Here is a 14,656-nt window from a genome sequence, read left to right as displayed (position 1 = left end):
CTTTCTAATGTTAATCGTTTATGGAGGGCTCTTTTTTGCTATGTTTTTCCGTATATTTGGAATCCAAGCTTCGGGCCAAGTAGAGGGGCAAGCTTTGGCGGCAAAAGCGGCAGCAAAATACGAAAGATCAAAAGTAATTACAGCTAATAGAGGGAACATTCTCGATCGGCAAGGACAAGTTATTGCAGAAGATACTATTAACTATCGCTTAGTAGCTGTAATTAGTCCTAAGGCATCTGAAGGAACTAAAACTCTTATGCACGTAGCAGATAAAGAGAAAACAGCCAAAATTTTAGCGAAATATCTTTCTATTAGTGAGAAAGATATATTTGATAAATTAAATACTAAAGTAAAGAATGCACAAGGTAATGAAATTCGCCAAGTAGAATTTGGTGCTGCAGGACGTAATATTAGCCATGGTGTAATGGAGCAAATTAGTAGTGAAAAGCTACCTGGCATCATTTTCATGGAAGAAACAAAGCGTTTTTATCCAAATGGTATCTTTGCATCAAACTTAATCGGCTTAGCACAACGGGATACTCAGCAAGATGGACAAACTAAAACCGTAGGTAAAATGGGACTAGAGTCCATCTATAACAAAGAATTATCCGGTACGGATGGAAGGGTTCAGTATAAGAGTGATGTATGGGGTTATTTGCTACCTAATAGCAATAAGATGGTAGAACCTGCTAAAGATGGTGCGGATGTATATTTAACGATTGATAAAACCATTCAAAACTTTTTAGAAGATTCAATGTCTAAAGTTTATAAGAAATATAATCCTGAATCGATGGTAGCGGTCGTTGCCAATCCGAAAACGGGAGAAATACTTGCTGTGTCGCAAAGACCAACATATAATCCACAAGACGGTACTGGACTTGAAAATAGCTGGTTAAACCAGTTAACAGAATTGACGATTGAACCGGGTTCAACAATGAAAACATTTACATTAGCAGCTGCAGTCGAAGAAGAGAAATGGTTCCCGAATGCTACATTTCAGTCTGGTCAGTATACTGTGCTCGATCGAACTATTCGAGATAGTAACCAAGTTGGATGGGGAAGTATCTCTTATTTAGAAGGAATCCAACGGTCTTCAAACGTAGGTATGGCTCATTTATTAAAGTTAATGGGCGATGATACCTTTATTTCTTATATGAAAAAGTTTGGTTTCGGAGAAAAGACGGGAATCGATTTACCAAATGAAGCGACAGGACAAATTTTAGATAAATATCCAATTAATCGTGTCACAACTACTTATGGCCAAGGATCTACGGTTACCCCTATTCAATTAATTCAAGCTGTTTCTGCCATCGCAAACGATGGTAAAATGATGCAACCGTATGTAATTGAGAAAATTGTGAATCCAAATACGAAAAAAATCGTCAAAGAGAACACCCCAACAATTAAAGGTCAGCCTATTTCTGAAAAAACGGCTAAGGAAGTTAGAAAGATTTTAGCTTCTACCATTTATTCCGAAAAAGGAACTGGTCAAAACTTTGCAAGTAAAGAATATGAAGTAGCCGGTAAAACAGGTACAGCTCAAATTCCGAAAGCATCTGGTGGATACTACTGGGGAAAAAATGAATTCTTGTATTCATTTTTGGGTATGGCTCCTGCAGATGATCCTCAGTTAGTTATGTACATTGCGGTGGAAAAACCTAAGCTTGGACCAACAGATGTCGGCTCAGAGCCAACATCTACTGTATTTAATACAGTAATGGGAAGTAGTTTGAAGTACTTAAATATTAAGCCGCAAAAAATTAAAAAAACAAAATCCCAAACGATGGAGAACTTAAAAGGTCAACTTGTTGAGGATGTTGAAAAAGAATTTGAAGAAAATGGCATAGAAACGGTTATCATAGGTAATGGTGATAAAATTACGGACCAATACCCAGCAGAAAAATCAGAAGTTTTATCTGGTGGTTTTGTATTCTTGAAGACAGATGGGGATTCGGTAGTACCTGATTTTACAGATTGGTCACTCCGTAACGTTTTAACGTATCAAACAATGGCTGGTGCCAATATAGAAATTAACGGTGAAGGCTACGTACAGAAACAAAGTGTTAAAGCTGGTACTGTGCTAAATGCAAATAAGAAAATTATTTTGAAAATGAAAAAACCAGAGGAGATTTATAAATAGTTCATGTGATTTCGCAAAGAATTTGAATAGTACGGAGTGTCATATCATACTTTGTAAGAAAAAAAGGTGTGATATGTCGAACAATGTGGGCCACTAAAAGTACAAAAAAAAGAATGCAATGGATGTGGATTGTCTTTGTTGTTTTATTCCTCATGCTTATTGGGAAATTAGTACATGTACAGTTTATACAACATGATTTGTTAACAAAAAGGGCAGAAGAAAGCTGGGACCGTGAAATACCAGTTTCAAGTTTAAGAGGAAACATAGTAGATCGCAATGGTAAGTTAATCGTTGGTAATAAACTAGCCCCAACATTGTATTTTATGCCAGCGCAAAATGATAAACCTTTAGATGCTGCAAAAGAGTTGGCAACATTACTTGGAGTAGATGAGCAAGCATTAGCAAAAAAAATGCAACAAAAAACGTCAATAGTAAAGCTTGCTCCTGAAGCTAAAAACATATCTAAAGAACTTGCCGAAAAAATACAACAAAAAAATATACCAGGAATTTACGCAGGGCTTGATTACATACGTTATTATCCGTATGATCAATTACTCTCTAGGCTAATTGGTTTCACTGGTTATGATCAGCAAGGATTAGCTGGATTAGAGTATCAGTATGATGATCTATTGATGGGAAAAGCTTCCGCAATTCGCCTATTTACAGATGCTAAAGGTTCAGCACTTCCTCATGTCCAAGATAGTTGGAAAGATGGTAAAGACGGTGCAACAATGGAATTGACCATTGATGTTGATGTTCAAAAGGTCGTAGAACGTGAACTTTCTCAAGCTATGGTGAAATACGAGGCAGACCAGGCAATGGGTATTGCTATGAATCCTAAAACTGGTGAAATATTAGCGTTAGCATCTTATCCAACATTCTCTCCTCCTTCATTTTCCAAAGTCGATTCCAAAATTTATAACCGAAACCTACCAGTGTGGATGACCTTTGAGCCAGGTTCTACATTTAAAATCATTACATTAAGTGCAGCGTTAGAAGAACAGGTTGTTGATTTAGATAAGGATCATTTCTTTGATCCGGGCTACTCAATGGTAGAAGGTGCTCGTCTACGTTGTTGGAAGCGTGAAGGCCACGGAAGCGAAACCTTTTTAGAAGTCGTACAAAATTCTTGTAACCCAGGTTTTATAGAGCTCGGAAGAAGAGTAGGACCAACAAAACTTCAAAAATATATACGTGATTTTGGCTTTGGGCAAACAACAGGATCGAATATGGCAGGAGAATCAAGTGGGATATTGTTCTCTGAAAAGGCATATGGTCCTGTTGAACATGCTACAACGTCTTTTGGGCAAGGAATCTCTGTCACACCAATTCAACAAGTCCAGGCAGTATCAGCAGCGATTAATGGTGGTACACTCTATCAACCCTATATAGTTAAAAATCTAATCGATTCAAATTCAGGCAAGATATTGAAAAGCTACAAGCCTTTAAAAAAACGACAAGTCATTAAGCCCGAAACGTCCAAAAAAGTTCGTGAAGCATTAGAATCGGTTGTTGCTTTAGGTTCTGGTAGAAATGCATTTAGAGATCACCTACGCATAGGTGGTAAGACTGGAACAGCTCAAAAAGTTGAAAATGGACGGTATAAGGATGGGGAATATATTGTATCCTTTATCGGCTTCGCACCAGCAGATGATCCAGAAATCGTTGTTTATGTTGCAATAGATAATCCAAAGAACGTTACGCAATTTGGTGGTGTTATTGCGGCACCAATTGTAGGGCAAATCATTGAGGATGTTCATGATAAAGTCGGTATTACAGAGCGAAAGGGACAATTAGAAAAGATATATAAATGGGGGGATGTTGAAAAAGTGCGCGTACCTGATTTGGTCGGTCAGACAAAAGAAGATATAGCAAAATTACAATATCCGTTTCGTTTAGAATGGCATGGAAATGGCTCCAAAATTGCCTCTCAACTGCCAAAAGCAGATGCACAAATCGGACTAGATGGCATAATTCACGTTTATTTAGAAAAATAGCGTGTATTAGTCTTTAAAAATAGAATTGAAACTACTATGATAGTACATGTACTAAAGAAGGTTAGAAGGAGAATTTTCATGACAATTGCAACAACTTTAATTGTTTTGGCCACTTCATTCGTCTTAACGGCTATCACAGCACCAGCTGTTATTCCGTTATTACGTCGAATGAAATTTGGTCAAAGTATTCGAGAAGAAGGACCAAAATCACATCAGAAAAAAGCGGGAACTCCAACGATGGGTGGCGTAATATTTTTATTCGCTATTATCGTTACAACTATAGTATTAGGTTATCTAAATGATGCCTTTACTTCACAATCTGTTGTATTAATTCTCGTCTTATTCGGCTTTGGTTTAATCGGCTTTTTAGACGATGGTCTTAAAATTATTTTCAAGCGTAATTTGGGATTAACATCCCTCCAAAAGTTAATCGGACAAATTATTATTTCGATTGCTGCCTATTTCTTATTAGGTCTAGGCGTTTTCCATAATACAATCCAGATACCGCTTACTGATTTCGCCTTTAACTTAGGTGGATTTTATGTTTTATTCTTAATCTTTTGGTTAGTAGGTTTCTCAAACGCTGTCAATTTAACAGATGGGTTAGATGGGCTTGTGTCGGGTACAGCTTCCATTGCTTTTACTGCATTTGGTGTACTAGCGCTTGTAAACGGTCAAGTTGATATCGCGATATTTGCATTTGCTGTAACAGGTGCTTTACTTGGTTTCTTATTATTTAATGCTAATCCAGCAAAAGTGTTTATGGGAGATACTGGTTCACTTGCTTTAGGTGGAGCACTTGCAATGCTTTCAGTATTAGTTGGGCATGAAGTATTACTATTACTGATTGGTATTATCTTTGTAGCTGAAACACTATCTGTTATTTTACAAGTAGCAAGTTTCAAATTAACAGGTAAGCGAATTTTTAAAATGAGTCCACTACATCACCATTTTGAGTTATCAGGCTGGTCTGAATGGCGTATTGTTCTAACATTCTGGTTGACAGCAGTAGTTGCAGCGTTGATCGCAGTGGTTCCGGAGGTCTTGAAATGAAAAGCATAAAAGAGATGGAACATAAAAAAGTACTTGTACTAGGATTAGCTAAAAGTGGTGTAGCAGCTGCGGAATTACTGCATAAAATGGGTGCTTTCGTTACTGTGAATGATGCTAAACCATTTGAAGAGAACACTGATGCACAACGTCTGTTACAACAAGGAATTACAGTGATTTGTGGCCGTCATCCAGAAGATTTACTAGATGAAGGCTTCGAATTAGTTGTGAAAAACCCTGGTATTCCTTATACAAATATTCTAGTAGCAGATGCTGTAAAACGAGGTATTCCAATTTGGACTGAGATAGAGCTCGCTTACTTAATTAGCGAGGCTCCAATGATTGGTATTACGGGTTCAAATGGTAAAACAACAACGACCACCTTGCTTTATCATATTTTAAATCAAGGTGGTTTAAATCCTCTCATCGCTGGAAATATAGGTACAGTAGCATGTTCAGTCACTGAAAATGCTACACCAGATAATGTAGTCGTTACAGAATTATCTTCATTCCAATTAATGGGTACTGAACATTTCAAGCCAAAAATTGCGATTTGGACGAATTTATATGAAGCGCATATTGACTATCACGGTTCGATGGAAGAATACAGTAATGCTAAATTTGCTGTAACACGCAACCAGGATGCATCAGACTATTTAATCTATAACGCAGATCAAGAAGTAGTTGTGAGTTATGCAAATAAATCACATGCACATAAAATTCCATTTACAACAAATGGTATTAATTATCTAGGAATAAGTGCAGATGATGAAATGGTTTACTGGTTAGGTAAACCATTTATCAAACGTAGCATTATAGCTCTTCCTGGACAACATAATTTAGAGAATGTTTTAGTAGCAGTTGCAGCAGCAATAATTATGGATTGTCCGAAAGATAAGATAGAGCATGTTTTATCATCATTTACGGGTGTTAAGCACCGTACACAATTTGTTCGAGAATGGCAAAGTCGTAAAATTTTCAATGATTCTAAAGCGACTAATACATTAGCTACTCGCAGTGCGTTAGCAGCTTTTACACAGCCGATTGTTTTACTTGCAGGTGGCTTAGATCGAGGGCACTCATTTGAAGAACTACGTCCACATATGGGGAATGTTCACGCAGTTGTCGTAGCTGGGGAAACAGCTAAGCGATTTGCTGAATTCGCAGAATCATGTGGTGTTGAAAAGATAGCATATGCTAATGATATGGAATCAGGTGTTAAACAAGCAGCAGATTTATCAAATGAAGAAGATGTCATCTTATTATCTCCTGCGTGCGCAAGCTGGGATCAATACCCGACTTTCGAGGTGCGTGGTGATAAGTTCATCGAAGCTGCAATGAAGTTGTAAGGAAATTCGAACAACAGGAAGGATGCCATAGCTGAATCAACGTGAACGCACACTTTTTATGAGTGCAATCATTTTATTGACATTGATAGGCATTGTTTTCGTCTATTCTGCAGGGACATATTGGGGCAAGGTACACTATGGTAATACTGCCCCTTTTCTTTTTAAGCAACTAATTTATTTAGGTGTGGCAGTCGGAGCATTTTATGTTGTTTCCAATAGTTCCCTTCTAAGAATGGAAAAAAGTTGGACAATACTGTACATATTTTCACTCTTACTTTTAATAGCGGTATTGATTCCTGGAATAGGCGCTGTACGAAATGGTTCTCAAAGCTGGATTGCTTTTGGACCCCTTAGTATTCAGCCCGCTGAATTTGCTAAGATTGCATTGCTTGTAAAATTGAGCTTTGTATTAGCGCGTAAGAAAAGTACGGAAAGAACTATTCAACTAAGTCACTTTGTTTTGATTCTATTGCCAGCAGCGCTTATAATGCTGCAACCTGATTTTGGTTCTGCGTTTATTTTACTCGTATCATCCTTTGCTTTACTGTTTATAGCTGGTTATCCAATTCGTTTTTACGTTTTTCTAATGATGATTGGTATTAGTGGTTTAGTGGGTTTAATAATGGCGGCTCCTTATCGATTAAAGCGTATAGAGGCGTATCTGGATCCTTGGTCTGACCCATTAGGTAGTGGCTTCCAAGCAATCCAATCCTTACTTGCAATTGGACCTGCTGGACTGTTTGGACATGGTTTTGGTAACAGTCGTCAAAAGTATCTCTACTTACCCGAACCGCAAAATGATTTTATCTTTTCAATCATTGCCGAAGAAACAGGCTTTATAGGCGCAGCATTGATCGTTATAACCTTTGCTGTGGCTTTATACTCTGGTTATGCTTTGGCCGTCAGAACGCAGCAATTAAGCTATTATTACAGTGTTGCAGCATTGATCAGTATGCTAGGTTTTCAAGCATTTTTGAATATTGGAGTTGTTTCAGGTTTACTCCCTGTAACAGGGGTGACTTTGCCTTTTATAAGTTATGGTGGTTCATCCCTAATGTCCGCTTGGCTTATAGTCGGTGTAATTTGGAATTTTACAAAAAGAATTTAAATAAAAGAGGAAGGAGTGCACAGTATGGAGAAAATTATAGATATAGAAGAACGTATTCCTACGCTTCGTGAACGTCGTAAAAAACGGACGAATCAGCGGTTTACAATATTGCTAGCCATTTTCGGCATTATCTTACTGGCACTTCTTTATTTTCAATCATCATTAAGTCATATAGGGGAAATTAAAGTAACTGGTGGTCAATTAAAAAAAGCAGAATACTACACAAAACATAGCAAGATCCGTGTAGGGGATTCTTTGTGGGCATTTAAGCCGAAAAAAATTGAAGAGACCCTTCAAAAAAAAGATTGGGTCGAAAGTGTATCAGTTGAACGAAATTGGTTAAACACTGTGACTATAAAAGTAAAAGAGTACGATAAAAAAGCTTTTATTAAGAATGGTGGTCAATATAATCTAGTGTTGCAAAATGGCGTAATTTACAGCTTAGATGAAATACCACATGATTTGAATTTGCCCATCTTGGTTGGTTTCCAAGAAGACGCCTTATTACTTAAAATGATTAAACAATTGGACAAGGTCGATCAAGAATTAAAGACTTTAATATCTCAAGTAAATGCTATTCCAACAAAATCCAATCCTTATGCGGTACGTTTATTTATGAATGATGGTTTTGAAGTTCGTGCAACTATTACGACACTGGCTGAAAAATTGCGTTATTATCCATCTATCATTTCGCAAGTCAAAAAAGGTGAAAAAGGGGTTATTGACTTAGAAGTAGGTTCATTCTATCGCTCGTATTCGAGTGAATATGGTAAACCAACTTCAAGGGAGGAAATAGATGACCAAACAACCGGCCAATAAAAAACGACATTCATTTAAACATCAATTTGCCTTTTTAGTAGTTTCGATTGCACTAGGCTTTCTTTTCGCATATGCCTATAACACGGCAAAGACAAAAGATCACACGATGACGGAAACAAGCTCTTCTGATTTTGAAAAAAAAGAACAATTACGTGAAGATTTAATTGCTCAACAAGAGCGTAATAAAGAACTTGAAGAAGAAAAATTACTTTTACAACAAAAAATAAAGGATTATGAACAAGACTTTTCGGGTAGTAAAGAGGGATATAAAGGTTTAGTGAAGCAGGCTGATGATTTACGTCTTTTACTTGGTAAAATACCTGGACGAGGATCGGGTGTTACTGTGACCTTACAAGATGCTGAATATGATCCGAAATCGGTCAACCCGAATGACTATATCGTTCATGAAAGTCACGTTTTCAAAGTATTAAATGAATTAAAGATTTCTGGAGCACAAGCGATTGCCATTAATGGTCATCGATTAAAAGCTAATTCTTATATTAAATGTAATGGTCCAGTAATCACGATTGATGACGACCAATTCCCAGCGCCATTTGTTATTGAAGCAGTAGGTAATCCAAAGGTATTGTCTGCAGGTTTAACACTAGCTGGTGGCGTTTTTGACCAACTCATTGATGATAATATTATTGTGACGATAGATGGTAGTAAGCAGCTCGTCATGCCTGCTGTCCAAGGAAATTCTTAATGGTCTAAGGTAAGGAGGCGATAGATTGAAGCGTAAAATGCATACACCGTTCATCATTGTATTTTTCATCATTGGATTTATGTTAGCGATGCAGTATAACACAGTGAAAAATCCACAACAACGTGATACACGTGATTTATGGGATATTCGTCGGGAACTATCGCTAGAAAAGCAGCGTCATTCAGAACTGTTAGCAAACATTCAGCTATTAAATTCCACGATTAGCAAATATGAGAATATGGATAATGATAGTCCAGATCGCATATTGAGGGAAACAGTTCAAGGGCTGAAACAAGAAGCGGGATTAGCAGAAATAAAATCTCCGGGTTTAGTACTTAGAGTTGATGTTTCGCCTGAGGCAAAGGCATTAGGACAAGCAGTATCAAATATCTCTCCCGATTTATTAGTAAAGCTTGTCAATGATATTAATCGTTTTAAGGGCAATGCAGTTGTGATTGATGGTAAGAGAATCGTTCAAACGACAGCTATTCGTGATATTAATGGACAAACAACAGTTAATAGTTTGGCTGTTCGAACACCTCCATTTATGATAACTATTGGTACAAGTACTTTAGCGGATGCTAATAAGCTTGCAAGTTATTTGGAATCTTCATCCATAGCAGATGAATTTTATCTTGATAATTTAACTTTATCAATTGGAAAACCACAGAAGAAGGTAACTTTAAATGGATTTGATCGTTCTTTTCATAATAAATTTTTATCAGAAACGACAAAGGGGGAATAGAATTTGTGGTTACCATTACTAGGTTTACTATTAGGTATTTCCCTTGGTCTGTTAACTGACGTTCAAATACCTACAATTTACGAAAGTTACTTATCAATTGCAGTCCTTGCTGCTTTAGATACTCTCTTTGGTGGGATAAGAGCACAATTACAACAAGTATATGATGATTATGTATTCGTGACAGGTTTTTTCTTTAATATTGCTCTAGCAGCAGGATTAGCTTTTTTAGGAGTTCACTTAGGTGTTGATCTTTATTTGGCAGCCGTATTTGCTTTTGGAGTGCGACTTTTCCAAAATATTGCTATCATTAGAAGGATATTATTATCAAAATGGAATGATAAAAAAGCAAAGCAATCTGAAAAAGCAGTCTAATAGAAGGGATTTTTTCAAAAAAACAGGAATTTATTTAGACAAGTTACTCAATTTACAATAGAATATTGATAAGAGTTGTTGAAGGAGGTGCCACAGATTGAGTCACTCAGAATTATATGTATCACTAGATATAGGATCATCATCCATTAAAGTCGTTATTGGAGAAGTAAATAATGAGACTTTACATGTAATAGGAGTAGGTAATGTAAAATCTACTGGCATTCGTAAAGGGAGTATTGTAGATATAGATGCTACAGTACAATCTATTAAAAAAGCGGTCGAACAAGCCGAAAGAATGATAGGGATGACTATTAATAAAGTTATTCTAGGTATTCCTGCCAATCAGGCTATGCTTCAACCTGTTAAAGGGGTAGTTGCTGTTAATAGTGACAACCGTGAAATAGGCGATGAGGATTTAGATCGCGTAATGGAATCGGCACAAGTGATGTCTATTCCGCCAGAGAGAGAGCTAGTCAATTTAGTTCCTAGACAATTTATAGTAGATAATTTAGATGAAATCAAAGACCCTCGAGGTATGATTGGTATCCGATTAGAAATGGATGGTACATTAATTACTACTTCTAAAACAATCCTGCATAATGTACTCCGTTGCGTTGAAAAAGCGGGATTAGATATACAAGAAATTTACTTACAGTCACTTGCTGCAGGTGAATTTGCATTAACAGAAGATGAAAAGAACCGAGGCACTGCATTTATTGATATTGGCGGTGGTTCAACAACAATTGCTGTTTTCAAAGATGAGCATTTCACTCACACAGCTGTTATTCCAGTAGGTGGAGAACATATTACGAAAGATTTATCGATTGTATTAAAAACACCTACAGAACAAGCTGAGAAGATTAAAATTGACTATGGACATGCATTTTACGACGATGCTTCAGAGGATGAACTATTTGAAGTGCCAGTTATTGATGGAGATACAAAGGAACAATTTAGTCAAAGGTACATATCCGAAATAATCGGTGTTCGATTGGAAGAACTATTCGAATTGATAATCGATGAGTTGTATCGGATGGGTATTCAAGATTTACCAGGTGGCGTCGTATTAACTGGTGGCGTTGCCAAATTAGAAGGTATTTCTCAACTAGCTCGCCATGTGTTACAAACGAGAGTAAGAGTTTACACGCCTGAATATATCGGTGTAAGAGAACCTGAATATACATCAGCAGTAAACTTAATCCGTTATGCATATATGGAATCCGAGTTTCTCGGAGATTATAGCGATGACAAACCGCTAGGACCAATTCAAAATACAGAGTCAAATACAAAAGTGCCAACTGCTTATGATACACAAGAGCAAAAAGAAGGCGTAGTTGGTAAGGTTCGTAGTTTCTTAACCAAATTTTTAGAATAATATATGCGGCTTTCTCTACACACAATGAGCTAAAATAGGAGGAATAGAGATGTTAGAATTTGATACAGATGTCGAACAACTAGCAATTATTAAAGTGATCGGCGTTGGCGGCGGCGGTAATAATGCAGTCAATCGTATGATTGAACATGGTGTACAAGGTGTAGAATTCATTGCCGTGAATACAGACTCACAAGCATTAAAACTATCAAAAGCAGATGTAAAATTACAGATTGGTAGTAAATTAACACGTGGATTAGGTGCAGGAGCAAACCCTGAAGTAGGGAAAAAAGCTGCTGAAGAAAGTAAAGAACAGTTAGAAGAAGCGCTAAGCGGAGCAGATATGGTATTCGTTACTGCTGGTATGGGTGGCGGTACTGGTACAGGTGCTGCACCTGTTATTGCTCAAATTGCTCACGATTTAGGTGCGTTAACAGTTGGTGTTGTAACACGTCCATTCACTTTTGAAGGACGAAAACGTCAATCACAAGGATATGGCGGTACAACTGCTATGAAAGAAGCAGTTGATACATTAATTGTTATTCCAAATGATCGTTTGCTTGAAATAGTTGATAAAAACACGCCAATGCTAGAAGCATTCCGTGAAGCTGATAATGTTCTTCGTCAAGGTGTACAAGGTATCTCGGATTTAATTGCAACACCAGGTCTTATTAACTTAGACTTTGCAGATGTAAAATCTATTATGTCAGATAAAGGTTCTGCATTAATGGGTATCGGTATAGCATCTGGTGAAAATCGTGCAATAGAAGCTGCCAAAAAGGCGATTTCAAGTCCATTGCTAGAAACATCGATTCATGGTGCAAAAGGTGTCCTAATGAATATGACTGGTGGTTCAAACCTTGGTCTTTATGAAGTAGGGGATGCCGCTGATATTGTATCTGCAGCATCTGATGAAGATGTGAATATTATCTTCGGTGCGGTTATTAATGATAACTTGAAAGATGAAATCATCGTTACAGTTATTGCAACTGGATTCTCAGATGATGATATGCCTATAGATCCGCGTTCATCTGGTCGTGGTGGAATCGGTGCTAGCCGTCCAGCTGTTACTGCGGCTCCTCAACAAGCTGTTCGTGAAGTAAGACAAGAAGAAGTAAAGGCACATCAAGAGCCTGTGCGTCAAACACATACGTCACAATCTCAAGATGATGCTTTAGATATTCCAACATTCTTACGTAATCGCCAAAAAAGACGTTAATTTATAAATCCAACTAGCTCACACAATTTATTGTGTGGGCTTTTTATTTTGCGAAAAATTTCTGCAAAAAAATGTCAGTATACACTTTTTTCTGTCGCAAATTTTTTGCGTAATCACTTCACAGTTTGACATTTTTTGAAGTTGGAGGATGATAACCTTTCAGTAGGGAGGCGGTCTCATGTACGGAGAAGTTATTTTAGCGCTCAATACAATTTTTAATTACATTGTCTTGACCTTTACAAGTAAGATTGGTGCATTACAAGTGTCGAGAAAAAGATTGTTGTTTAGTGCTCTAATAGGTGCATGTGTCGTTGTCTTTATTGGTCAATCTGTTATACCAATGATTTTTGCTTTTGTCGTGATGACAATTTGTGCTTTTGGTTTTCATTTTATGAAATGGCTCAAAAGTGCTGTTATTTGCATTGTGGCCGCATTATTTGCAGGTGGTCTATTAACTGCACTTGAGCCACTATTTTTTAAAATGCCTACTGTCTATTTTGCGTCGACAAGCAGTATCATCGCTGTGGCGGGTCTTGTTCTTTTGCAAAATAGATGGACCGTTAGTAAACAGCAATCTCTTGAGCGTGGACTTGTATTAGATACGACAATGACGTTTCAAGGTAAGAGCTGGCAGTTAAGCGGCTTTATCGATACAGGAAATAGTTGTATCGAACCATTAACTGGTAGGGCTGTTCATTTTATTGCTTGGAGTGCGTTAGAAGATCATATGGATGTTGGGCTAAAAAATGCACTAGATAGCTGGCAATCAACTAATCCTTACAAATTATCAATGTTCCCGAAAGAGTTACAAAGTAAGTTGACGGTTATTCGATTCTCAACTGTACAAGAAAAAGCAGTTTATGGAATCGCTTTCCGTTTTGATCACTGGGAGGTACACGGGGAAGATAGTTTCTTTATCGCACCAGGGTTTTTCGTACTTACAAGGGAATCAGATCATTTCCCACAGCAGGTAAATGTCATTCTGAATGTCTCAACGCTTTGTCAATAATGATGGAAGGGGTTTTTACATGATTCGAAAATTTTGGCATTGGCTACAGCAGAAGTTCATTACTTGGAGAACGAAGGGTACTTTTTATATAGGAAGTCATGAATCGCTGCCTGTACCATTGAAAAAAGAGGAGGAGAAGGAAGTTATTGCGGCGTTTATGCGGGGAGATATGAGTGCTAGAGATACGTTAATCGAACGTAATTTGCGTTTAGTAGTTTATATTGCTAGGCGTTTTGATAATTCAAATACACCAATTGAAGATTTAATCAGTATTGGATCGATTGGATTAATAAAAGCAATTGAAACTTTTAATACTGAAAAAAATATCAAACTCGCTACATACGCTTCTAGATGTATCGAAAATGAAATTTTAATGCATTTACGCAAAACAAGTCGAACCAAAGGTGAAGTTTCACTTGATGAACCACTCAATTCAGATGCAGATGGTAATGAACTATTACTTTCGGATATTTTAGGAACGGACGAGCATATTATTACGGATAATGTTGAAAAAAAAATCGAACGCCAACATATGTTTCAAGCGATTCATATCTTGGAAGAGCGCGAGCGTTATATTATGGAATGTCGTTTCGGACTAAATGGTAGAGAAGAGATGACACAGAAGGAAGTAGCAGATCATCTTGGTATTTCACAATCTTATATTTCTCGTTTAGAGAAGAAAATTATTCATGAATTACGTGAAAATTTAAATCAACCAACAATGTAATGGTTGAAATTGGTCATTTTTCCATCGCATATTCTGTCACTTA

The 14,656-nt window shown here is 37.1% G+C and carries 13 protein-coding genes; all 13 read left to right on the top strand.

The window, feature by feature from the left end:
- Positions 1-7 precede the first annotated feature (7 nt).
- The 13 genes from MKY02_RS17055 (at position 8) to sigE (ending at position 14,613) form a co-directional block, all read left to right on the top strand.
- Positions 8-2,140, top strand: coding sequence for a penicillin-binding protein (locus MKY02_RS17055; RefSeq protein ID WP_083669609.1), 2,133 nt, complete (start codon positions 8-10; stop codon positions 2,138-2,140).
- A gap of 122 nt (positions 2,141-2,262) precedes the next feature.
- Positions 2,263-4,137: a stage V sporulation protein D gene (locus MKY02_RS17050; RefSeq protein WP_246832100.1), complete on the top strand. Its 1,875-nt coding sequence runs from the start codon at positions 2,263-2,265 to the stop codon at positions 4,135-4,137.
- Between the two features lie 78 nt (positions 4,138-4,215).
- Positions 4,216-5,190: a phospho-N-acetylmuramoyl-pentapeptide-transferase gene (mraY, locus tag MKY02_RS17045; protein ID WP_038183843.1), complete on the top strand. Its 975-nt coding sequence runs from the start codon at positions 4,216-4,218 to the stop codon at positions 5,188-5,190.
- The gene (murD, locus tag MKY02_RS17040) at positions 5,187-6,536 is read left to right on the top strand and encodes a UDP-N-acetylmuramoyl-L-alanine--D-glutamate ligase (protein ID WP_076034029.1); all 1,350 of its coding nucleotides are present in this window, start codon (positions 5,187-5,189) and stop codon (positions 6,534-6,536) included. The genes mraY and murD overlap by 4 nt, the downstream gene beginning before the upstream one ends.
- Before the next feature lie 58 nt (positions 6,537-6,594).
- Positions 6,595-7,644 carry a putative lipid II flippase FtsW gene (ftsW, locus tag MKY02_RS17035; protein WP_038183849.1) on the top strand — a complete coding sequence of 350 codons (1,050 nt, stop codon included), beginning with the start codon at positions 6,595-6,597 and terminating at the stop codon, positions 7,642-7,644.
- Positions 7,645-7,668: 24 nt separating this feature from the next.
- Positions 7,669-8,463 carry a cell division protein FtsQ/DivIB gene (locus MKY02_RS17030; RefSeq protein WP_038183851.1) on the top strand — a complete coding sequence of 265 codons (795 nt, stop codon included), beginning with the start codon at positions 7,669-7,671 and terminating at the stop codon, positions 8,461-8,463.
- Positions 8,441-9,169: a DUF881 domain-containing protein gene (locus MKY02_RS17025; protein ID WP_038183856.1), complete on the top strand. Its 729-nt coding sequence runs from the start codon at positions 8,441-8,443 to the stop codon at positions 9,167-9,169. Before MKY02_RS17030 ends, MKY02_RS17025 begins: the two co-directional genes overlap by 23 nt.
- Positions 9,170-9,194: 25 nt before the next feature.
- Positions 9,195-9,914 (top strand): DUF881 domain-containing protein, encoded by a 720-nt coding sequence (locus MKY02_RS17020; protein WP_038183858.1) that lies wholly within the window; start codon positions 9,195-9,197, stop codon positions 9,912-9,914.
- A 3-nt stretch (positions 9,915-9,917) separates the two neighbouring features.
- Positions 9,918-10,286, top strand: coding sequence for a small basic family protein (locus MKY02_RS17015; RefSeq protein WP_038183861.1), 369 nt, complete (start codon positions 9,918-9,920; stop codon positions 10,284-10,286).
- Between the two features lie 97 nt (positions 10,287-10,383).
- The gene (gene ftsA, locus MKY02_RS17010) at positions 10,384-11,661 is read left to right on the top strand and encodes a cell division protein FtsA (protein ID WP_038183863.1); all 1,278 of its coding nucleotides are present in this window, start codon (positions 10,384-10,386) and stop codon (positions 11,659-11,661) included.
- Between the two features lie 49 nt (positions 11,662-11,710).
- Entirely contained in the window at positions 11,711-12,877 is a 1,167-nt protein-coding gene (ftsZ, locus tag MKY02_RS17005; RefSeq protein WP_038183866.1) for a cell division protein FtsZ, read from the top strand.
- A 178-nt stretch (positions 12,878-13,055) separates the two neighbouring features.
- Positions 13,056-13,886 (top strand): sigma-E processing peptidase SpoIIGA, encoded by an 831-nt coding sequence (locus MKY02_RS17000; RefSeq protein ID WP_038183869.1) that lies wholly within the window; start codon positions 13,056-13,058, stop codon positions 13,884-13,886.
- Positions 13,887-13,905: 19 nt separating this feature from the next.
- Positions 13,906-14,613, top strand: coding sequence for an RNA polymerase sporulation sigma factor SigE (sigE, locus tag MKY02_RS16995; protein ID WP_038183874.1), 708 nt, complete (start codon positions 13,906-13,908; stop codon positions 14,611-14,613).
- Positions 14,614-14,656 lie beyond the last annotated feature (43 nt).

It is taken from the genome of Viridibacillus sp. FSL R5-0888 (assembly GCF_038009105.1).
GTDB classification, from domain to species: Bacteria; Bacillota; Bacilli; order Bacillales_A; family Planococcaceae; genus Viridibacillus; species Viridibacillus arenosi.
Note: the sequence above shows the minus strand (reverse complement) of the source record. Positions and strands in the feature narration are given on the sequence as shown.

What these genes read in the sequence shown, in the direction of transcription:
- MKY02_RS17055 (WP_083669609.1), top strand. Translation starts at nt 8, where the DNA reads ATGTTAATCGTTTATGGAGGGCTCTTTTTTGCTATGTTTTTCCGTATA.
- mraY (WP_038183843.1), top strand. Translation starts at nt 4,216, where the DNA reads ATGACAATTGCAACAACTTTAATTGTTTTGGCCACTTCATTCGTCTTA.
- MKY02_RS17000 (WP_038183869.1), top strand. Translation starts at nt 13,056, where the DNA reads ATGTACGGAGAAGTTATTTTAGCGCTCAATACAATTTTTAATTACATT.
- MKY02_RS17030 (WP_038183851.1), top strand. Translation starts at nt 7,669, where the DNA reads ATGGAGAAAATTATAGATATAGAAGAACGTATTCCTACGCTTCGTGAA.
- sigE (WP_038183874.1), top strand. Translation starts at nt 13,906, where the DNA reads ATGATTCGAAAATTTTGGCATTGGCTACAGCAGAAGTTCATTACTTGG.
- ftsW (WP_038183849.1), top strand. Translation starts at nt 6,595, where the DNA reads ATGAGTGCAATCATTTTATTGACATTGATAGGCATTGTTTTCGTCTAT.
- MKY02_RS17025 (WP_038183856.1), top strand. Translation starts at nt 8,441, where the DNA reads ATGACCAAACAACCGGCCAATAAAAAACGACATTCATTTAAACATCAA.
- ftsZ (WP_038183866.1), top strand. Translation starts at nt 11,711, where the DNA reads ATGTTAGAATTTGATACAGATGTCGAACAACTAGCAATTATTAAAGTG.
- MKY02_RS17050 (WP_246832100.1), top strand. Translation starts at nt 2,263, where the DNA reads ATGTGGATTGTCTTTGTTGTTTTATTCCTCATGCTTATTGGGAAATTA.
- murD (WP_076034029.1), top strand. Translation starts at nt 5,187, where the DNA reads ATGAAAAGCATAAAAGAGATGGAACATAAAAAAGTACTTGTACTAGGA.